Annotated in this window: 20 protein-coding genes and 1 pseudogene; 18 read left to right on the top strand and 3 right to left on the bottom strand. The window is 44.8% G+C overall.

The annotated features are described in order from the left end of the window. Positions 1-272: 272 nt before the first annotated feature. From purD to purB, 8 genes and pseudogenes are all read left to right on the top strand, one after another. Positions 273-1535 (top strand): phosphoribosylamine--glycine ligase, encoded by a 1263-nt coding sequence (gene purD / locus K1I94_RS09325; RefSeq protein ID WP_002907671.1) that lies wholly within the window; start codon positions 273-275, stop codon positions 1533-1535. A gap of 297 nt (positions 1536-1832) precedes the next feature. Then, positions 1833-2321 (top strand): 5-(carboxyamino)imidazole ribonucleotide mutase, encoded by a 489-nt coding sequence (gene purE, locus K1I94_RS09320; RefSeq protein ID WP_002907672.1) that lies wholly within the window; start codon positions 1833-1835, stop codon positions 2319-2321. After that, positions 2308-3399: a 5-(carboxyamino)imidazole ribonucleotide synthase gene (gene purK, locus K1I94_RS09315; protein ID WP_223315152.1), complete on the top strand. Its 1092-nt coding sequence runs from the start codon at positions 2308-2310 to the stop codon at positions 3397-3399. The genes purE and purK overlap by 14 nt, the downstream gene beginning before the upstream one ends. A 9-nt stretch (positions 3400-3408) precedes the next feature. Then, positions 3409-4155: a hypothetical protein gene (locus K1I94_RS09310; RefSeq protein ID WP_032912354.1), complete on the top strand. Its 747-nt coding sequence runs from the start codon at positions 3409-3411 to the stop codon at positions 4153-4155. Between the two features lie 46 nt (positions 4156-4201). Further along, a pseudogene (locus tag K1I94_RS09305) lies at positions 4202-4363 on the top strand (phosphoribosylaminoimidazole carboxylase); the annotation flags it as partial. A 3-nt stretch (positions 4364-4366) separates the two neighbouring features. Continuing rightward, positions 4367-5056 carry an aspartate/glutamate racemase family protein gene (locus K1I94_RS09300; RefSeq protein ID WP_223315151.1) on the top strand — a complete coding sequence of 230 codons (690 nt, stop codon included), beginning with the start codon at positions 4367-4369 and terminating at the stop codon, positions 5054-5056. Positions 5057-5108: 52 nt separating this feature from the next. Continuing rightward, positions 5109-5969, top strand: a complete 861-nt coding sequence (locus K1I94_RS09295) for a hypothetical protein (protein WP_223315150.1) — start codon at positions 5109-5111, stop codon at positions 5967-5969. 18 nt (positions 5970-5987) lie between these two features. Further along, on the top strand, positions 5988-7283 hold the full coding sequence (purB, locus tag K1I94_RS09290; RefSeq protein WP_223315149.1) for an adenylosuccinate lyase: 1296 nt from the start codon (positions 5988-5990) through the stop codon (positions 7281-7283). A gap of 43 nt (positions 7284-7326) precedes the next feature. Here the strand turns inward: purB and K1I94_RS09285 are convergent, their stop codons facing one another. Then, positions 7327-7893, bottom strand: a complete 567-nt coding sequence (locus K1I94_RS09285) for an NAD(P)H-dependent oxidoreductase (RefSeq protein ID WP_223315148.1) — start codon at positions 7891-7893, stop codon at positions 7327-7329. Beyond that, complete coding sequence (locus K1I94_RS09280; RefSeq protein ID WP_223315147.1) at positions 7890-8486, bottom strand: TetR/AcrR family transcriptional regulator; 597 nt, start codon at positions 8484-8486, stop codon at positions 7890-7892. The genes K1I94_RS09285 and K1I94_RS09280 overlap by 4 nt, the downstream gene beginning before the upstream one ends. Positions 8487-8702: 216 nt before the next feature. Here K1I94_RS09280 and dhaK point away from each other — a divergent pair, with 216 nt between their 5' ends. The 3 genes from dhaK to dhaM are packed head-to-tail and all read left to right on the top strand — an operon-like array spanning position 8703 to position 10655. After that, positions 8703-9692: a dihydroxyacetone kinase subunit DhaK gene (gene dhaK / locus K1I94_RS09275; protein WP_223315146.1), complete on the top strand. Its 990-nt coding sequence runs from the start codon at positions 8703-8705 to the stop codon at positions 9690-9692. A gap of 10 nt (positions 9693-9702) precedes the next feature. Continuing rightward, positions 9703-10281: a dihydroxyacetone kinase subunit DhaL gene (gene dhaL / locus K1I94_RS09270; protein ID WP_223315145.1), complete on the top strand. Its 579-nt coding sequence runs from the start codon at positions 9703-9705 to the stop codon at positions 10279-10281. Continuing rightward, positions 10281-10655 (top strand): dihydroxyacetone kinase phosphoryl donor subunit DhaM, encoded by a 375-nt coding sequence (dhaM, locus tag K1I94_RS09265; RefSeq protein ID WP_002898815.1) that lies wholly within the window; start codon positions 10281-10283, stop codon positions 10653-10655. The genes dhaL and dhaM overlap by 1 nt, the downstream gene beginning before the upstream one ends. 326 nt (positions 10656-10981) lie before the next feature. Here the strand turns inward: dhaM and K1I94_RS09260 are convergent, their stop codons facing one another. Continuing rightward, the gene (locus tag K1I94_RS09260; RefSeq protein WP_002907683.1) at positions 10982-11698 is read right to left on the bottom strand and encodes a GntR family transcriptional regulator; all 717 of its coding nucleotides are present in this window, start codon (positions 11696-11698) and stop codon (positions 10982-10984) included. A gap of 106 nt (positions 11699-11804) precedes the next feature. Between K1I94_RS09260 and K1I94_RS09255 the strand changes: the two genes are divergently transcribed. The 7 genes from K1I94_RS09255 to lacD all read left to right on the top strand — a co-directional run bounded on the left by K1I94_RS09255 (position 11805) and on the right by lacD (position 18799). Continuing rightward, the gene (locus K1I94_RS09255) at positions 11805-13625 is read left to right on the top strand and encodes a glycoside hydrolase family 35 protein (RefSeq protein WP_223315144.1); all 1821 of its coding nucleotides are present in this window, start codon (positions 11805-11807) and stop codon (positions 13623-13625) included. Further along, positions 13622-14098: a PTS system mannose/fructose/N-acetylgalactosamine-transporter subunit IIB gene (locus K1I94_RS09250; RefSeq protein WP_002898809.1), complete on the top strand. Its 477-nt coding sequence runs from the start codon at positions 13622-13624 to the stop codon at positions 14096-14098. The genes K1I94_RS09255 and K1I94_RS09250 overlap by 4 nt, the downstream gene beginning before the upstream one ends. Positions 14099-14123: 25 nt before the next feature. Beyond that, positions 14124-15029, top strand: coding sequence for a PTS mannose/fructose/sorbose/N-acetylgalactosamine transporter subunit IIC (locus K1I94_RS09245; protein ID WP_223315143.1), 906 nt, complete (start codon positions 14124-14126; stop codon positions 15027-15029). After that, a complete protein-coding gene (locus tag K1I94_RS09240) occupies positions 15016-15840 on the top strand; it encodes a PTS system mannose/fructose/sorbose family transporter subunit IID (protein ID WP_002914222.1) in 825 nt (274 codons plus the stop codon). The genes K1I94_RS09245 and K1I94_RS09240 overlap by 14 nt, the downstream gene beginning before the upstream one ends. A gap of 11 nt (positions 15841-15851) precedes the next feature. Beyond that, positions 15852-16256 (top strand): PTS sugar transporter subunit IIA, encoded by a 405-nt coding sequence (locus tag K1I94_RS09235; RefSeq protein WP_002894390.1) that lies wholly within the window; start codon positions 15852-15854, stop codon positions 16254-16256. 312 nt (positions 16257-16568) lie between these two features. After that, entirely contained in the window at positions 16569-17747 is a 1179-nt protein-coding gene (locus K1I94_RS09230; protein WP_223315142.1) for an SIS domain-containing protein, read from the top strand. A 14-nt stretch (positions 17748-17761) separates the two neighbouring features. Then, positions 17762-18799, top strand: a complete 1038-nt coding sequence (gene lacD, locus K1I94_RS09225; RefSeq protein ID WP_223315141.1) for a tagatose-bisphosphate aldolase — start codon at positions 17762-17764, stop codon at positions 18797-18799. Positions 18800-18821: the final 22 nt, after the last annotated feature.

The following is an 18821-nucleotide window of genomic DNA, read 5'->3' as shown; positions in this document are numbered from 1 at the left end:
TTTTGTTTGAGGAATTTTTGCTCTACTTCGCCTATCTTCATGATGAGGCGTTTTTGTTTTGTAAAGATTTCTGGAGCCGCAATCTATTTCGTTTCCCTAAAATTCATCTTATTCTCCCTATTTTTCTCATTAGAATGGAATAAAAATGGAATAAAACGAACGATTATGATATAATTTAGATAAATAATTCGTAAAAATGGCAATAATTTTTACGTGATGTGTTAGTTTGGTGCGTAAGCGCCTGTGATATTGGATATTGAGGTATCTTGGCTATGAAGCTTTTAGTTGTTGGTTCAGGCGGTCGTGAGCATGCGATTGCCAAGAAGTTATTGGAATCTCAGGGTGTGGAGCAGGTGTTTGTCGCTCCTGGAAATGATGGCATGACCTTGGATGGGTTGGATTTAGTAAACATTGGAATTTCCGAACATTCCAAACTAATCGAATTTGCCAAGGAGAATGATATTGCTTGGTCTTTTATCGGTCCGGATGATGCCCTAGCAGCTGGAATTGTAGATGATTTTAACCAAGCTGGACTCAAGGCTTTCGGCCCATCTCGTTTAGCAGCGGAGCTGGAGTGGTCCAAGGATTTTGCCAAGGAAATCATGGTTAAATACGGTGTTCCGACAGCAGCTTATGGCACATTTTCCGACTTTGAGGAAGCCAAAGCTTACATCGAAAAGCAGGGAGCACCTATCGTGGTCAAGGCGGACGGCCTAGCTCTGGGGAAGGGTGTGGTCGTCGCAGAGACCGTGGAGCAGGCAGTCGAAGCAGCTCACGATATGCTCTTGGATAATAAGTTTGGCGACAGCGGTGCACGTGTGGTGATCGAAGAGTTCCTGGACGGCGAGGAGTTCTCCCTATTTGCCTTTGTCAATGGCGACAAGTTTTACATCCTTCCGACAGCACAAGACCACAAGCGGGCCTATGATGGGGACAAGGGGCCCAATACAGGCGGTATGGGAGCCTATGCGCCAGTTCCTCACCTGCCACAAAGCGTGGTGGATCAGTCAGTTGAGACGATTATCAAGCCGGTTCTCAAAGGCATGATAGCTGAGGGCCGACCTTATCTTGGCGTGCTCTACGCTGGGCTGATTCTGACAGCCGATGGCCCCAAGGTTATCGAGTTCAACTCGCGCTTTGGCGACCCAGAGACCCAGATTATCCTGCCGCGCCTTACGTCTGATTTTGCGCAGAACATCACGGACATTTTGGACAAGAAAGAGCCTGCTATCACTTGGCTGGATGAGGGGGTGACACTTGGCGTGGTTGTCGCATCAAATGGCTACCCGCTGGACTATGAGAAAGGCCTGCCTCTGCCAGAGAAGACAGCTGGCGACATCATCACCTACTATGCTGGGGCTAAGTTTGCGGAAAATAGCAGAGCACTGCTGTCAAATGGCGGCCGAGTGTACATGCTGGTCACCACAGCAGATACCGTCTCAGCTGCGCAGGAAAAAATCTACGACCAACTAAAAAAACAGAACACAACAGGCCTCTTTTACCGAACGGATATCGGAAGCAAGGCGGTGAAATAAAACTCTTCGAAAATCTACGATTGACTGTGTTAAAGTTCCTTGAAGAACTTCAGTTCGAACTTTATCGCTTTGCCCAGTCATTCTGAGAATTTATTCGAGCATTTGCAATACTAGCGCTAGCTTAGGCGACGCAGTCGCTAAATACGATATGGTCGCCGTGGTGAAAAGACCAGAACAGTGTATGTTCTGGTCTAGGGAAAATTTGAGACTTTGGGCTCAAATTTTAGGAATGAAACCGAACGTTTGCTTCCGACCTACCACCTAAGACCATTATCAAAAAGAAAAAGGATATTAACAATGAAACCAATTATTTCCATCATCATGGGCTCCAAATCCGACTGGGCCACCATGCAAAAAACTGCCCAAGTTTTAGATCGCTTCGGTGTAGCCTACGAAAAGAAAGTCGTCTCAGCCCACCGCACGCCAGACCTCATGTTTCAGCATGCCGAAGAAGCCCGCAGTCGCGGTATCAAAGTCATTATTGCAGGTGCTGGTGGTGCCGCCCATTTGCCAGGAATGGTAGCGGCTAAAACGACTTTGCCTGTCATCGGTGTACCGGTCAAATCACGCGCGCTCAGCGGTCTGGACTCGCTTTATTCGATTGTTCAGATGCCGGGTGGTGTGCCTGTGGCGACTATGGCAATCGGTGAAGCGGGAGCGACAAACGCTGCCCTGACTGCCCTTCGGATCTTGGCCATTGAAGATCAAGGCCTAGCAGCCGCGCTAGCAGATTTTGCTGAAGAACAAGGAAAAATCGCTGAGGAGTCTACGAATGAGCTCATCTAAAACAATCGGAATCATCGGTGGCGGTCAGCTGGGACAGATGATGGCCATTTCTGCTATCTACATGGGGCATAAGGTCATCGCGCTGGATCCTGCGGCGGACTGCCCAGCCTCTCGCGTGGCAGAGATTATCGTGGCGCCTTATAACGATGTGGATGCTCTGCGTCAGCTGGCTGAGCGTTGCGATGTCCTGACCTATGAGTTTGAAAATGTCGATGCGGACGGTTTGGATGCCGTTATCAAGGATGGTCAGCTCCCTCAAGGGACGGACCTGCTCCGCATTTCTCAAAATCGGATTTTTGAAAAGGACTTTCTCTCAAACAAGGCCCAAGTCACCGTTGCACCCTACAAGGTCGTGACTTCTAGCCAAGACTTGGCGAATATCGACCTGTCGAAAAACTATGTCCTCAAGACTGCGACAGGTGGCTATGACGGACATGGACAAAAGGTTATCCGCTCGGAAGCAGACTTGGAAGAAGCCTATGCGTTAGCTGATTCAGCAGCCTGCGTTTTGGAAGAATTTGTCAACTTTGACCTTGAAATTTCTGTCATCGTGTCTGGTAATGGCAAGGACGTGACAGTTTTCCCAGTTCAGGAAAATATTCACCGCAACAACATTCTCTCTAAAACGATTGTGCCAGCTCGCATTTCAGAAAGTCTAGCTGAAAAAGCTAAAGCCATGGCAGTACGAATCGCAGAACAGCTTAACCTATCTGGAACTCTCTGTGTGGAAATGTTTGCGACAGCTGACGATATCATTGTCAACGAAATTGCACCACGTCCACACAACTCTGGCCACTACTCTATCGAAGCCTGCGACTTCTCGCAGTTTGACACCCATATTCTGGGCGTCCTTGGAGCACCATTGCCAGATATCCACCTGCATGCACCAGCTGTCATGCTCAATGTTCTCGGCCAGCATGTTGAGGCCGCTGAAAAATATGTCACAGAAAATCCAAGCGCCCACCTCCACCTGTATGGTAAAATAGAAGCGAAGCACAACCGTAAAATGGGACACGTGACTTTGTTTAGTAGTGTGCCGGATAGCGTGGTTGAGTTTGGGGAAGGGATTGATTTTTAGGAGGTTGCTTTGGAAATTTTTATTAATTATGTTGTGCCAATTCTAGAATTAATCATGTCATTTATTGGTGTTGTTTTTCTTTTCAAACCATCTACTCCATCGGTAAATATTGATATTGGTGATAAGTATTATTTTACTCAGAATATCAAAGAAAGTAATAATTCTAAATCAACAAATAATAACGATTATGCTCCTCTGATTATAGCTGTTTTGATATTTTTTGGAACTTACCTTTTTTATTCATTGGCAGGAAAGTTAATGATTTTTATAATAATGGTAATTTCTTTGATAAAAATTTTAAGATATTGGAGGTTAGGAATTGACTATAGATTTGAACTGGTTCCTCCAACAGCAAGTATTGTAGTTTTTTATCTTTTAAATTTTTTACCAACCAATGTAAAAGAATTTTGGGAAACAAATACAAAAATTGATTTTAGTAAGTTTTCTGGCTTACAATCAACCATTGAATCAATTTTAGCTCCTATGCCGGAATTTTTAAAGTTATTTACAAATTTTAAAATTGATAGAATCAGAAATATTTCAATTTTTTCTATTTTGACAATGACTTTATTTGTTTTACTTTGTGAAGGAACATCTGTATTTCAGAAAAAGGAAAATCTAAAAATATCATCTAAAAGTTTTGTAGCTTTTTATTGTATATCACTATTCATCTTACTGGGATACGCATTTTATAATATTGAACAAAATCCTGTGAGAATTGTAACAGAAATGATTATTAAATATTTAAATAATTAAGTTGTATAACACTTATATCAATAATTTCTAAGCTATTTAGATCTAATTTGCCAGCGCTGACCATGAAAAAGTAAAAGCCAAATATCAGGAATTAAAGATTCAATATCCAGACAATTATCTGGCTATCTATGATTTGCCATTGGATACAGATCTAAGTAGCTTGCCACACTATCCGTCGGTAGCGATAAGCAAGGAGGAGTTTGATTAGCCTATGAAAACTATTGGCCTGATTGGTGGTATGAGTTGGGAAAGCACCACATCTTACTACCAAATCATTAACGAAACCATCAAAAAAGAGCTGGGTGGTCTGCATTCTGCTAAAATTCTGCTTTACAGTGTTGATTTTGCAGAGATTGAGCATTATCAGGCAGTCGGAGACTGGGAGAAAAGCGGTCAACTGTTGGCAGATGTTGCTCAGCGCTTAGAGCAAGCTGGTGCGGATTTCATCGTTATTTGTACCAACACCATGCACAAGGTTGCTCCGCAGATACAAGAGCAGATTACGATTCCAATCTTGCATATTGCGCAGGCAACTGCGCATGCCTTGTTGGCTGACGGTATTCAAAAAGTCGGTCTCCTAGGGACCAAGTACACCATGACTCAAGATTTTTACAAGGAGAAATTAATAGAGTCTGGGTTAGAAGTACTGATTCCAGACCAAGCTGGCATTACAAAGGTTAATCGAATCATTTATGACGAACTCTGTCTAGGGGACATCAAAGAAAGCTCAAAGCAGACTTATCTTGCCGTTATAGATGATTTGAAAAAAGCAGGCGCTGAAGCTGTTATCTTGGGTTGTACCGAGATAGGTCTCCTCGTCAAGCAATCCGACACTGACCTGCCTCTCTACGACACAACAGTGATCCATGCAGAGAAAGCAGCGGAGTGGGCAGTAGAGTAAAATGTTGGAATGAACAATCATTAAATTTAGATTTAATTTAAAGGAGAATATAATGATACCTGAGTTATTAAAGAGCGTTGAGAATGGATATACTATTGAAACTGATGGCTTAACTATAAAAAATAATGCAATTATCACTAGAAATAATAGCATCCAAATAACAAATTTATCTATGTTAAGCAAAAATGAGTTTAAATCACCAGTTACACTACTAGATATAATCATTTTGATAGTTCTATTTATTATTGGATTAATCCCACCATTTCTAGGTTTAGTATTTTTTGGTCTGTATGCGTGGTATGTTTATAATAAACATCAAAATCATTTGAAGTCAAAATATTATATAGTGTTTAATTTGGGGTCGAGCCGGAATTATTTATTGTATTTTGAAGACGCTAAATTTAGAGATACTGTTTTTAATATTATTACTGAATCTTTTGGTAATAAAGCGGAAAATATATACATCGATATAAAAAATCAAAATATCGAGAATTATGATAGTAAAAATATCTATGAAAAGGAGGTATCTCAAACAAATGTGTCGGGCAATGATAATGTAATTGGAAATAATTTTGGTTCAGAGAATAATGTCGCAATAAAAGGTGATAATAATGTCAATTCAAGCATTATTAAAGATTCTAAAATAGGAAAATCCAGCATAGATGCTAATATTGCCTTCCCTTGGCCAGAACTTTCTCAACAGCTTCAACAGATTATTAGTAATTCTTCTGTTTTATCTGAACAAACTGTTGAAATTTTAAAGAAATTACTTGATGCGGCTAATAAAAATAATGAGACTGAGTTTACTGTAATTGTTAAAGAAAACGCAACGTTTTTTAATCAACAGTTCATTAAAGATATGGTATCAGGTACTTTAGGTAATATTATATCGTCACTACTATTAGGTAGATAAGAATCAAGGAGAAATATCATGATTAACCGTTACTCTCGCCCTGAAATGGCGAACATTTGGACTGAGGAAAATAAGTACAAGGCTTGGCTGGAGGTAGAGATTCTGGCTGATGAGGCCTGGGCTGAGCTGGGTGAGATTCCCAAGGAAGATGTGGCCTTGATTCGTGAGAAGGCAGGCTTTGACATTGACCGCATCTTGGAGATTGAGCAGGAGACGCGCCACGATGTAGTGGCTTTCACGCGGGCGGTTTCTGAGACGCTGGGTGAAGAGCGCAAGTGGGTTCACTATGGCCTGACCTCGACCGATGTGGTGGATACGGCCTACGGCTACCTCTACAAGCAGGCCAATGACATCATCCGTGAGGATCTGCGTCGCTTCACCGACATCATTGCGGAGCGGGCGCGTGAGCACAAGTTCACCATCATGATGGGACGGACCCACGGGGTTCATGCGGAGCCGACGACTTTTGGTCTTAAGCTCGCGACCTGGTACAGCGAAATGAAGCGTAACATTGAGCGTTTTGAGATTGCGGCTGCGGGTGTGGAAGCTGGGAAAATCTCTGGTGCGGTTGGGAACTTTGCCAACATTCCGCCATTTGTGGAAAGCTATGTCTGTGAGAAATTGGGCATCCGTCCACAGGAGATTTCGACCCAAGTTCTGCCACGTGATCTCCACGCTGAATATTTCTCAACTCTAGCCTTGATTGCGACGTCTATCGAGCGCATGGCGACTGAAATTCGCGGTCTGCAAAAGTCTGAGCAGCGCGAGGTCGAAGAGTTCTTTGCCAAGGGGCAAAAGGGTTCATCAGCTATGCCTCACAAACGCAATCCAATCGGATCTGAAAATATGACTGGTCTGGCCCGTGTCATTCGTGGCCACATGGTGACAGCCTTTGAGAATGTCTCTCTCTGGCATGAGCGCGACATTTCCCACTCATCTGCTGAGCGGATTATCGCACCGGACACGACCATTCTTATCGACTACATGCTCAACCGCTTTGGTAATATCGTCAAGAACCTGACCGTCTTCCAAGAAAACATGAAGCGTAACATGAACTCAACCTTTGGTCTTATCTTTAGTCAGCGGGCTATGTTGACCTTGATCGAAAAAGGCATGACGCGGGAGCAGGCTTATGATCTGGTGCAGCCAAAAACTGCCCAGTCTTGGGACAATCAAGTGGACTTCAAGCCTTTGCTCGAAGCGGATCCAGAAGTCACTTCCCGCCTGACTCAAGAAGAAATTGATGAAATCTTCAACCCAGTATACTACACCAAGCGCGTTGATGAAATCTTCAAGCGCGTGGGGCTGGATTAAACAAAAAGATAGGCACTTTGTAAGAAGCGCCTATTTCTTTACCTTAAATTTGACTAGCCAGTTGCCCGATTTTCTTGAGCATTTCTTGGCGTTGTTGGTCTGTTTTGCGTTCTACACTGTTGAGTTCAGTCAGTTTAACTGGAGAAATACCGCAAAGTTTCAGGACTTGATTTTTAAGTACCTTGCCGTAGTCTTGGACGAAAGGCAGAGCAAAACCTGGTGTGTTGTGGCTGACGATAATCCAGCCAGACTTGCCTTGCAGGTGACCTTGCATACCGACTTTCTTATAGGAGTAGGCGAAGTCAGCCGCAAAAACACGGTCGATAAAGCCTTTGAGAATGGCCGGCATACCGCTCCACCAGATAGGGAAAATGAAAATCAGATGGTCTGCCCAAGTAATCAAATCCCTGTATTTGGCCATTTCAGGGTCTTTGTGCAGGTCACGGCGTCTATGTTCTTGGTCAAAGCGCAAAATCGGATCAAAATTTTCAGCATACAAGTCCAAGGTTTTCACTTCGTGGTTCTTAGAAATGTTGCTTTGAACTTCTTTGAGAATAGCAGCATTGAAGCCAGTTGGGCTGGGGTGGGTGTAAATAATCAAGGTTTTCATGATTCTTCTCCTTTGATATAAATGTCAAGCATGTGCTCAATCGTGCTTTGGATGGCTTGAGGATCCAGGTCTTGGCCGATAGGACTGTTGGTCAGAACGGCCAGACCTGTGATAAAGCTCCAAAAGTGAAAAAGACTTTCCGCTTCGCTATTGTTAAACTTTTCCTCCTTGCGAAGCTTTAAAACGAGCTCCTTAAATTTATCAAATCCAGGCAGGTCAGACTCCAAGAGAATGGTGCCCTGCGTCACCTTCATATATTTAAAAGGGAATTTGATAAAAAGAGCTTCGAAAAAATAAGGGTAGGTCTTGGCAAAAATAATGAAATTAAGACCAAGCTGGGTCAGCTGATCACGCGCAGAACCTGTCGCATCAATATTTTCATTGATTTCCTGATTGAGAAACAGCGAAAGCTGGGTCAAAACCACCTTGAGGTAGCCTTCCTTGCTCTCAAAATGTCGATAAGGGCTGCCATGAGTCACACCGCAGGCTTTGGCAACAGTCCTGAGCGAGAGCTGCTCAATCCCATGTTTTCCGATTTCTTCAATCCCTGTTTGGATGAGCTGTTCTTTCAGCTGGGCAGTATTGCGTTTCATTCATCTCCTCCAAAAGTATACGCTGTCTACTTATCTATCTTTAGTATACGCTGTCTACTTTTTCTTGTCAACTAATTTGATGCTTTCTTCTAGTCTAGGATGTGGCGGAATTTGCTTTCGATAAGATAAAATGTTAAAATAACATTAAAATGATAGCGCTTTCTTTTTAGGGCGAATTGCTCATTTTAGAGAAACGCTGAGAAACGGAGGACACCTATGAAGAAAATTATCAATAATCCAACAGCAGTTGTGGACGAGATGCTGGACGGCTTGGCTTATATTCATAGCGATTTGGTTTATCGGGTGGAGGGCTTTGATATCATTGCTCGCAAGAGTGAGAAGACAGGCAAGGTTGGCTTGATTTCTGGCGGTGGCAGTGGTCATGAGCCTTCCCACGCTGGCTTTGTTGGAGAGGGCATGCTGTCAGCCGCTATTTGCGGAGCAGTCTTTACTTCGCCAACACCTGACCAAGTCTTGCAGGCTATCAAGGAAGCAGATGAGGGAGCTGGGGTCTTCATGGTGATCAAGAATTACTCCGGTGACATCATGAACTTTGAAATGGCTCAGGAAATGGCTGAGATGGAAGGGATTGAGGTGACTAGTGTCGTCGTAGATGACGATATCGCAGTGGAAGACAGCCTCTATACGCAAGGTCGCCGTGGAGTGGCAGGTACCATCCTTGTCCATAAGATTCTAGGGGATGCGGCGCGTGCAGGCAAATCTCTGACTGAAATCAAGGCTCTGGCTGATGAGCTAGTCAAAAATATTCACACAGTCGGCTTGGCTCTGAGCGGTGCAACCGTTCCGGAAGTCGGCAAGCCTGGTTTTGTTTTGGCTGATGATGAGATAGAGTTCGGCATTGGTATCCATGGTGAGCCCGGCTATCGCAAGGAAAAGATGCAGCCATCTAAGGACTTAGCCAATGAATTGGTCGAAAAGCTCAGTCAGTCTGTTGAGCTCAAATCTGGTAAGAAAATCGGCATTCTTATCAATGGTATGGGTGCAACACCGCTCATGGAGCAGTATGTCTTCGCGGCCGATGTAGCAAATCTTCTGGCAGATGTTGGAGTCGAAGTTGTCTATAAAAAACTGGGCAATTACATGACCTCCATTGATATGGCAGGGATTTCTCTGACCTTTATCGAGCTGGACCAGCCAGACTGGCTGACAGCTCTCAACAGTCCTGTCACGACAGCCGCTTGGTAAGGAGGTGCTTATGGACGCAGCAAGAGCAAAAAAATGGATGCAGTTGTTCAACGAGAAGATCCAGGAGCAGAAAGCCTATCTGTCTGATCTCGATACTCCTATCGGTGACGGCGATCACGGTGGCAATATGGCCAGGGGAATGGCGGCAGCAGTAGAGAGTCTAGCTGCTAAGGACTTTGCCAGTGCGGCTGAGGTTTTTCAGGCTGTTTCCATGCAACTGATTAGCAAGGTCGGCGGTGCTTCCGGACCTCTCTATGGTTCGGCCTTCATGGGCATGGCCAAGGCTGAAAAAGACGGCAAAGACTTGTCAGAAGTTATCCAAGCTGGACTGGACATGATTCAGAAGAGGGGCAAGGCTGTGCCTGGTGAGAAGACCATGGTGGATGTCTGGTCAGGAATTCCTCTTTCTCTGCAGTCCGGGGATTTGACCCATGAAAAGATTCATTCCCTAGTGGAAGCGACCAAGGATTTGAAGGCGACCAAGGGGCGGGCTTCCTATGTCGGTGAGCGCTCTATCGGTCATATTGATCCCGGTTCGGCTTCATCTGGTCTCCTCTTTGAGGCTCTTTTAGAAACGGAGGCAGGCTGATGGCAGATACTGGCATTCTTATCGTTTCTCATTCCAAAAACCTGGCCCAAGGCTTGTTTGACCTCATTTCGCAGGTGGCGGCAGATGTGGCCATCAGCTATGTGGGCGGCTTGGATGACGGCAGCATCGGGACGAGCTTTGAAGGGATTCAGGCAGCTTTAGATGCCAATGACAAGGATACTATTTTGGCCTTTTTCGATCTAGGCTCGGCTCGGATGAATCTAGAAATGGTCGCAGACTTTTCCGACAAGGAAATCATCATCAATAATGTTCCCTTGGTAGAGGGGGCCTATACGGCTGCTGCTCTTCTTCAGGCCGGGGCAGATTTGCCTAATGTTTTGCTTCAGGTCCGTGAATTAGAAATAAAGAAATAGCAGGTTTTCTAAAGACTTGATAAACGACTTCATTTGCAAAATAAGGAACATTTTATATCAAAAAGCTGGGATTGAATCCAGCTTTTTTGCTTTATCATTGTACTAATTTTCAGGGGAACAGCCAGTGTTTCTTATTTTTTCTTCTTTAAATTGATTAAAAATAGGACGAAATCATAAGTTTCGTTTACTTTTTGACAGAATTCACCTTTTAATGAACAAAAATTACTAGAATGGATTGCAAATTGGTATAGATAGACTTATAATAGATATAAGTACACAAGATGAAAGAAAAAACGACAGCCGATTAGAAGCCATCGTTTTCAATCTTAGTGGTCCCGATTGCAGGAAATGAACTTGATCTTGAAGAAGTCACCGCGTTTGTAAGTTTCGCTGTACTCTAAGATCTGTCCAGTACTTTCCAGCTGGGTAATCTTCACTTGATGAACGGTCGGGAAGTTGGTATCAACTTCCAGTACTTTCGCAACATCTTTTGGTGTTGGGAAGACAATTTCATTGGTCTCTTCAAAATGCTCATCATTCATGTGAATGTGGTAGTCAGTTTTGAAGCGGTTGTAAATGGAGCTGTAGTAGTCCATATCTGGATAGTTAGGATTGATGTACTGCTCAGGGATATAGGTTTGGTGATAGATATAGACTTTATCGCCAGTCCGTCTGATCCGGTCAATCTTATAGTAGAACTGCGTTGGTGCTAGTTCTAGCTTATCCAAGATTTTCAGGTCATTCCCGCGTTTAATGGAGAGAACAGTCACCTTATCTTTTTGGATAGGGAAGGTCTCAACGTCAGAAAATTCCACCAGCTTGTGCTTTCTTGCACGTGAAACGAAGGTTCCCTTGCCTTGCTGGCGGATGATGTAGCCATCATTGGCCAGTTCATTCAAAGCGCGGACAACGGTGATGGAGCTGACATTAAACATCTGAATCAGCTCAGCCTCTGTGTAAAACTTATCGCCATTTTCAAATTTGCCAGAAATGATTTGCTGCTTGAGCTCATCTTTGATTTGTTGGTATTTTGGAATAGCCATTTTGTTCACCTCTCTTTTTTTACTTATCTTACTTAAGATTTTAACATATTTTAAAAAAAAATGTTGACATTTATGCAAAAATTTATTATATTAATATTAATAAGAAATGAAAGCGGTTTTAAACCGAAGGGAACATCAGATGGCAAGATTCAAAATTGGTCATTCCTTCTGTTTGGATAATCGGGAGTTTAAGATTTTATCGGGAGCCATTCACTATTTTCGGGTACAGCCTGAGGACTGGTATCATTCCCTTTATAATCTCAAAGCTCTGGGCTTTAATACAGTGGAGACCTATCTTCCCTGGAATATGCACGAACCTCAAAAAGGTGTCTTTGACTTCCAAGGGATTTTAGATATTGAGGTATTTTTACAGACAGCTCAGGATTTGGGACTTTATGCCATTATCCGCCCTTCGCCTTTTATCTGCGCGGAGTGGGAGTTCGGTGGTCTGCCGGCCTGGCTGCTCAATGAAAATATGCGCATCCGCTCATCAGATGAGGCCTTTCTGCAGGCCGTAGCCAGCTATTATGACGAGCTGCTGCCGCGACTGACTCCAAGGCTTCTGGACAATGGGGGAAATATCCTCATGATGCAGGTGGAAAATGAGTACGGTTCTTATGGGGAAGACAAGGCCTACCTGAGAGCAATCAGACAGCTCATGGAAGAACGAGGTGTAACCTGCCCGCTCTTTACTTCAGACGGACCTTGGCGGGCTACCCTTCAAGCTGGTACGCTGATTGATGATGATGTCTTTGTGACAGGAAATTTCGGCTCAAAAGCAGATTACAATTTTGCCCAAATGCAGGAATTCTTTGACGAGCATGGCAAAAAGTGGCCGCTTATGTGTATGGAGTTCTGGGATGGCTGGTTCAATCGCTGGAAAGAGCCTGTCATCAAGCGAGATCCAGACGAGTTAGCTCAAGCTGTTCACGAAGTGCTCCAGCAGGGTTCAGTCAATCTCTATATGTTTCATGGCGGTACCAACTTTGGCTTTATGAACGGCTGTTCGGCCAGAGGAGTCATTGACCTGCCACAGGTAACTTCCTATGACTATGATGCTCTACTCGATGAGCGTGGCAATCCGACGGATAAGTACTATGCAGTCCAGAGGATGCTGAAAGAGCATTATCCAGAGTATCCACAGATGGAGCCGCTGGTGAAAGAGTCCTTTGAGCTAAGGGATATTCCGCTTAGTCAGAAAGTCAGCCTCTTTGAAACACTGACTGACTTGGCTCAGCCTAGCGAAAGTCTCTATCCGATGAAGATGGAAGAGTTGGGGCAGAATGTCGGCTACCTCCTCTATCGGACGTCAGCTAGCTGGGATGCTGATCAGGAAAGGCTCCGTGTCATTGACGGCCGTGACCGTATGCAGCTCTATGTGGACGGTCAGCACATTGCAACCCAGTACCAGACAGAAATCGGTCAGGACATTATGGTGGATGGCCAGAAAAAGGCGGAGCACCAGCTTGACATTCTGATGGAAAATATGGGCCGGGTCAATTATGGGCACAAACTACTGGCAGATACCCAGCAGAAGGGCATTCGTACCGGTGTCTGTAAGGACCTGCACTTCCTGCTTGACTGGCAGCATTATCCGCTTCCGCTGGACCATCCAGAAAAGATCGACTTTTCAAAAGGGTGGCAGGAAATGCAACCAGCTTTCTACGCTTTTGACTTTAAAATGAAAGCGCTTAAAGATACTTATCTGGATCTGTCCGACTTTGGCAAGGGCGTCGTCTTTGTCAATGGTGTCAGCATTGGCCGCTTCTGGAATGTCGGACCGACCTTATCGCTTTATATCCCGCACAGCCTGCTCAGAGAAGGCGACAATCGCATCATTATCTTTGAGACAGAAGGGATCTACAGCGAAACCATTCACTTAGTTAACCAACCTACATTTAAAACAATAAAGGGGGAAAATCTATGACAATAGTAGGTGCACGTATCGATGGACGTTTGATCCATGGACAGGTAGCCAATCTTTGGACTACCAAGCTCAACATTTCACGCATTATGGTGATTGACGATGAGGTAGCTGAAAATGCTATCGAAAAGAGCGGGCTCAAGCTTGCAACGCCAGCTGGCGTGAAACTCAGTGTTTTGCCGATTGCTAAGGCAGCAGAAAATATCTTGGCCGGCAAGTATGATTCGCAGCGACTCTTGATTGTTGCTCGCAAGCCAGACCGCTTCCTGCGGTTGGTCGAAGCTGGTGTTCCGCTGGAAACGCTGAACGTCGGCAATATGTCTCAGTCAGACGAAACTCGCTCTATTACTCGCTCTATCAATGTGGTAGATGCAGATGTTGAAGCCTTTCACAAGCTTCATGAAAAAGGAGTAAAACTGACAGCGCAAATGGTTCCCAACGATCCGGTTGAGGACTTCATGAAGTTATTAAAATAAGACAAAATTTTAGGAGGACATTGTTATGATACAATGGTGGCAAATTTTACTACTCACTTTGTACTCAGCTTATCAAATCTGTGATGAGTTGACCATCGTTTCGTCAGCAGGATCCCCTGTATTTGCTGGATTCATTACTGGCTTGATTATGGGTGATTTGACGACTGGTTTGTTTATTGGTGGTAGCCTGCAATTGTTCGTTCTTGGTGTAGGGACATTTGGTGGGGCTTCTCGTATTGATGCGACATCAGGTGCTGTTTTGGCGACAGCCTTTTCCGTTGCGCAAGGGTATAAGCCAGAATTAGCTATTGCGACAATCGCAGTACCGGTAGCAACTTTGTTGACTTACTTTGATATCTTAGGTCGTATGACAACGACTTACTTTGCTCACCGTGTGGATGCAGCAATTGAACGCTTTGACTATAAAGGTATTGAACGCAACTATCTCTTGGGTGCACTTCCTTGGGCTTTGTCTCGTGCCCTTCCAGTCTTTCTGGCTCTGGCATTTGGTGGAACATTTGTTGAAGCGATAGTAGATGGTGTTGCTGGTGTGAAATGGTTGGCTGCAGGTTTGACGCTGGCTGGTCGTATGTTACCAGGACTTGGATTTGCTATCTTGCTTCGTTACCTTCCAGTTAAACGTAATCTTCACTACTTAGCTCTTGGTTTTGGCTTGACGGCTATGCTGACTGTTCTTTACTCAAATATTCAAACTTTGGGTGGGGCTGTATCTAGTATTGTTGGAACTCTTCCAAAAGATGCTGCGATCACATTTGCCAACAACTTCAAAGGTTTGTCTATGATTGGTGTAGCTATCTTTGGTATCTTCCTTGCAGTACAGCATTTCAAATACAGCCAAAGAACAGTAGTTGCTGCTCCAGCTGCTAGCACAAACTCAGAAAGTGAGGAAATTGAAGATGACGAACTCTAATTATAAATTAACAAAAGAAGATTTTAAACAAATCAATAAACGCAGCTTGTTCACCTTCCAATTAGGCTGGAACTACGAGCGGATGCAAGGTTCTGGCTATCTCTATATGCTCTTGCCTCAGCTGCGCAAAATGTACGGAGATGGCACTCCAGAATTGCAAGAAATGATGAAATTGCATACGCAATTCTTCAATACATCACCTTTCTTCCACACCATTATTGCAGGTTTTGACCTAGCTATGGAAGAAAAAGACGGTGTTAAATCAAAAGATGCGGTCAATGGTATCAAGACAGGTCTTATGGGACCATTTGCTCCTCTTGGAGACTCTATCTTTGGCTCTCTTGTGCCAGCCATCATGGGATCTATCGCTGCTACCATGGCTATTGCAGGTCAGCCTTGGGGAATTTTCCTTTGGATTGCTGTAGCAGTTGCTTATGACATTTTCCGTTGGAAACAGTTAGAATTCGCCTACAAAGAAGGGGTTAATCTCATCACCAACATGCAAAGTACTTTGACAGCTCTTGTTGAAGCGGCTTCTGTATTGGGTATCTTTATGGTGGGTGGTTTGATTGCTACTATGATCAACTTTGAAGTATCCTGGGTATGGAACATCGGTGAAAAAGCTATTGATTTCCAAGACATGATGAATCTGATTTTCCCACGTTTGATTCCAGCAGTCTTTACAGGCTTTATCTTCTGGCTCTTGGGCAAGAAAGGAATGAACTCTACTAAGGCTATCTTCATTATCATTATCATGGCAGTAAGCTTCTCTGCTATCGGCTACTTCCTGCTGGGACAAGTACCAGAATAATGGAGTGATTTATGAGTAAGAAATTAGTTTTAGTCAGCCATGGTCGCTTTTGTGAAGAGCTGAAAACCACTACGGAAATGATTATGGGGCCTCAGGAGGACATCCATGCAGTAGCACTGCTTCCGGAGGAAGGTCCAGAAGACTTCGCAGCTAAATTCTTAGAAACGGTTAAAGATTTTGAGGATTACTTGGTTTTTGCGGATCTCTTGGGGGGCACTCCTTGTAATGTAGTCAGCCGCTTCATTATGGAAGGACAGGATATCGAGCTTTATGCGGGGGTCAATCTGCCCATGGTCATTGAGTTTATTAACGCTTCTTTGACTGGAGCAGAAGTCAGCTATCCATCCAAGGCAGCAGAGAATATTGTTAAGGTCAATGATGTTCTAGCAGGCCTAATGGATGATGAAGATGAATAAAAGCTTGAACAGCCACTTCTAGTTAGGTCAAGTCCTTGCGCTGTCAGCAGATGGGAGACTGATGATAGGTGAGGATTGACCACAGTGGATGATTCAAGCATACTGGTCTAAGAGGAATTTGGGAGATGCCTCTTAGCCTAGGGAAATGGATGGTTCAGCATTGCAAAATGCAGTCGCTGTCTGGTTTGAAAAAGCTTGTTAAAAGCATAGTTCAAGTCTAGCCATCGTTGCGGGGGTGGGACAGCGAGCCGAAAATCTTGGATTTTCTGGATTTCTGTCCCACTTCCCCTTTTTTTAAAATAATGGAAAGGAATGAGAAAGAGAATGTTAGATTATTCACAGGAAGAATTGCAGCGTCTGGGGGCTGACATCACAACGAGAGAAATCTATCAGCAGCCTGAGGTCTGGCAGGAAGCCTTTGAACATTACAAGGCTCAAGCCGCAGACATCGCTGCTTTTCTGAAAAAAATCGAGGACAAACATGATTACATCAAGGTCATTTTTGCCGGAGCCGGCTCATCAGCCTATGTCGGAGATACCTTGACGCCTTATTTCAGGCAGATTTATGATGAGCGCAAATGGAATTTCAACGCCATTGCAACGACAGATATTGTAGCCAATCCCTTGGTGCATCTGAAGAGAGAAGTGCCGACAGTGTTGGTTTCCTTTGCCCGCAGCGGTAATTCCCCAGAAAGTGTAGCGACTGTGGACTTGGCTAAGCAGTTGGTGGATGACTTGTACCAGATTACCATTACCTGTGCTGCCCAAGGCAAGCTGGCCCAGCAGGCTCAAGGTGATGAAAAGAATCTTTTGCTCCTGCAGCCAGAAGCTTCTAATGATGCTGGCTTTGCCATGACCTCTAGTTTTAGCTCCATGATGCTGACAGCCCTTTTGGTCTTTGACCGAGCTGAGCTAGCCCAAAAGGAAGCCAAGGTTGCGGCTCTAATTCAGCTCAGTCAAGATGTTTTAGAACGTGCTGCAGATGTGCAGCAGCTGGTTGATTTAGATTTCAGTCGGGCCATTTATCTGGGAGCAGAGCCTTTCTTTGGACTGGCGCATGAAGCCCAGCTCAAGATTTTAGAGCTGACAGCCGGCCAAATTGCAACTATGTACGAAAGTCCAGTCGGTTTCCGGCATGGGCCTAAGTCGCTGATTAACCAAGACACAGTCGTTCTGGTCTTTGGTTCGACAGATGGCTATACCAAAGCTTATGATTTGGACTTGGTGCGGGAAGTGGCTGGTGACGGGATTGTCCGCAGACTGGTCTTGCTGACTGACCGGGAGGAGCAGTTGGAAGGAGTCGAGCAAGTGGTGCTAAGTACCCAAGAGCCTCTGGGAGATAGCTATCGCATCTTCCCTTACATCGTTTACGCTCAGCTCTTTGCTCTCTTGTCCTCGCTCAAGGTCAAAAACCGTCCAGATACACCGTCTCCGACAGGCACGGTCAATCGTGTAGTACAAGGAGTTATCATTCACCCTTTTGAGGAGTAAGAGAAGGAAAAGTTATGGAGAAATTACAAATTAGCCACAAAAAAGTGAGCCATCTGAAAAAACTATCAGACGAGCAGGGGATTATCGGGGCTTTGGCCATTGACCAGCGTGGTTCGCTCAAGAAAATGCTGGCCAGCGGAGAAGATGCGCCTTCGGGTGACCAAGCTCTGGTTCAGTTCAAAGAATTAATCTCTAGTCAGCTAACGCCCTATGCCAGCTCTATCCTGCTGGATCCGGAGTTCGGTCTGCCGGCAGCTGAGCTGCGGGATGCGTCCTGTGGGCTGATAGTAGCCTATGAAAAGACTGGCTATGATGCGACAGCCGAGGGCCGCCTGCCGGACTTGCTGCCTAACTGGTCAGCTAGTCGCATCCGAGACATGGGCGCAGATGCCGTCAAGGTCTTGATTTACTATGATGTGGACGACAAACCAGAAATCAACGATATCAAGCAGGCCTGGGTTGAGCGCGTGGGCAGTGAATGCTTAGCTGAGGATATTCCCTATTTTCTGGAGATTCTGACCTATGATGCTAAGAGTGACAGTGTCTTGGATGCTAACTATGCCAAGCTTAAGCCGCATAAGGTCAACGAGGCAGTCAAGCTCTTTTCAAATCCCCGTTATCATGTAGACGTCTTAAAGGTTGAAGTGCCGGTCAATATGAACTTTGTCGAAGGCTTCACCAAAGAAGGAGTTGAGCCAGTCTACAGCGTGACGGAAGCCCGAGATTTCTTTAAAGAACAGTCAGATGCGACGCACTTGCCTTTCATCTTCCTCAGCGCTGGTGTCAGTGCCGAGCTTTTCCAAGAAACGCTGCGGCTAGCCCATGAAGCGGGCTCGCAGTTTAACGGAGTTCTGTGCGGACGGGCTACCTGGAAGGATGCAGTCTCAGTCTTCGCTCAAGAGGGAGCTGCAGCAGCTCAAGAGTGGCTGGACGAGTCAGGCCGTCAGAATATCGAGGATCTTAATCAAGTCTTGCGCCAAACAGCTGTGTCTTGGGTGGACAAGCTTGACCTGCCTTTTGAAGACAGGACTTGGCAAGTTCGTGATTTTTAACAGGATAGATAAAAGAGGTTTG

The organism is Streptococcus sanguinis (assembly GCF_019929145.1).
Lineage (GTDB): Bacteria > Bacillota > Bacilli > Lactobacillales > Streptococcaceae > Streptococcus > Streptococcus sanguinis_U.
Note: the sequence above shows the minus strand (reverse complement) of the source record. Positions and strands in the feature narration are given on the sequence as shown.

Bases quoted from the DNA above. Each gene is read 5' to 3' on its own strand.
- K1I94_RS09295 (WP_223315150.1), top strand. From the start codon at position 5,109: ATGATACCTGAGTTATTAAAGAGCGTTGAGAATGGATATACTATTGAA.
- K1I94_RS09285 (WP_223315148.1), bottom strand. From the start codon at position 7,893: ATGAAAACCTTGATTATTTACACCCACCCCAGCCCAACTGGCTTCAAT.
- dhaM (WP_002898815.1), top strand. From the start codon at position 10,281: ATGGCAGATACTGGCATTCTTATCGTTTCTCATTCCAAAAACCTGGCC.
- K1I94_RS09300 (WP_223315151.1), top strand. From the start codon at position 4,367: ATGAAAACTATTGGCCTGATTGGTGGTATGAGTTGGGAAAGCACCACA.
- K1I94_RS09245 (WP_223315143.1), top strand. From the start codon at position 14,124: ATGATACAATGGTGGCAAATTTTACTACTCACTTTGTACTCAGCTTAT.
- K1I94_RS09230 (WP_223315142.1), top strand. From the start codon at position 16,569: ATGAGAAAGAGAATGTTAGATTATTCACAGGAAGAATTGCAGCGTCTG.
- K1I94_RS09280 (WP_223315147.1), bottom strand. From the start codon at position 8,486: ATGAAACGCAATACTGCCCAGCTGAAAGAACAGCTCATCCAAACAGGG.
- purB (WP_223315149.1), top strand. From the start codon at position 5,988: ATGATTAACCGTTACTCTCGCCCTGAAATGGCGAACATTTGGACTGAG.
- purD (WP_002907671.1), top strand. From the start codon at position 273: ATGAAGCTTTTAGTTGTTGGTTCAGGCGGTCGTGAGCATGCGATTGCC.
- dhaK (WP_223315146.1), top strand. From the start codon at position 8,703: ATGAAGAAAATTATCAATAATCCAACAGCAGTTGTGGACGAGATGCTG.
- K1I94_RS09260 (WP_002907683.1), bottom strand. From the start codon at position 11,698: ATGGCTATTCCAAAATACCAACAAATCAAAGATGAGCTCAAGCAGCAA.
- purK (WP_223315152.1), top strand. From the start codon at position 2,308: ATGAGCTCATCTAAAACAATCGGAATCATCGGTGGCGGTCAGCTGGGA.
- purE (WP_002907672.1), top strand. From the start codon at position 1,833: ATGAAACCAATTATTTCCATCATCATGGGCTCCAAATCCGACTGGGCC.
- K1I94_RS09240 (WP_002914222.1), top strand. From the start codon at position 15,016: ATGACGAACTCTAATTATAAATTAACAAAAGAAGATTTTAAACAAATC.
- dhaL (WP_223315145.1), top strand. From the start codon at position 9,703: ATGGACGCAGCAAGAGCAAAAAAATGGATGCAGTTGTTCAACGAGAAG.
- lacD (WP_223315141.1), top strand. From the start codon at position 17,762: ATGGAGAAATTACAAATTAGCCACAAAAAAGTGAGCCATCTGAAAAAA.
- K1I94_RS09255 (WP_223315144.1), top strand. From the start codon at position 11,805: ATGAAAGCGGTTTTAAACCGAAGGGAACATCAGATGGCAAGATTCAAA.
- K1I94_RS09235 (WP_002894390.1), top strand. From the start codon at position 15,852: ATGAGTAAGAAATTAGTTTTAGTCAGCCATGGTCGCTTTTGTGAAGAG.
- K1I94_RS09250 (WP_002898809.1), top strand. From the start codon at position 13,622: ATGACAATAGTAGGTGCACGTATCGATGGACGTTTGATCCATGGACAG.